The sequence below is a fragment of the Pantoea sp. JV6 genome (assembly GCF_025910055.1).
Classification (GTDB): domain Bacteria; phylum Pseudomonadota; class Gammaproteobacteria; order Enterobacterales; family Enterobacteriaceae; genus Pantoea; species Pantoea agglomerans.
This window is the reverse complement of sequence record NZ_JAPCIM010000039.1, coordinates 1-305: the sequence shown is the minus strand read 5'-3', so window position 1 is coordinate 305 and position 305 is coordinate 1. Positions and strand designations below refer to the sequence as shown.

Genomic DNA, 305 nt, shown 5'->3' with positions numbered 1-305 from the left:
GCCGGTAACGCCGAGCCGGGCGCGGTGATCGTGATCACCGATCCGGTCAGCGACAGCGTGACCAGCACGGTGGCGGATGCTGACGGTCACTGGAGCATCCAGCCGAATCCGGCGGGCGTGGACGCCAAAGACGTCGTGGTGGAAGCCACCGACGAGGCGGGCAACAGCAACAGCGTTGTGATCGACGGCCCCGGCGACAGCACGCCGCCGGATAACCAGACCTCAGGCCTGGTCATCGACAGCATCACCCTGACGGACGACGTCGGTGCGATCACCGGCGAGATTGCCAGCGGCTCGGTCACCGA

Annotated in this window: 1 protein-coding gene; it reads left to right on the top strand. The window is 67.2% G+C overall.

The features are described 5' to 3' along the window. Positions 1–305 (top strand): Ig-like domain-containing protein (locus tag OK412_RS23435; RefSeq protein ID WP_264353666.1); only part of this gene is annotated, 305 nt, incomplete at both ends.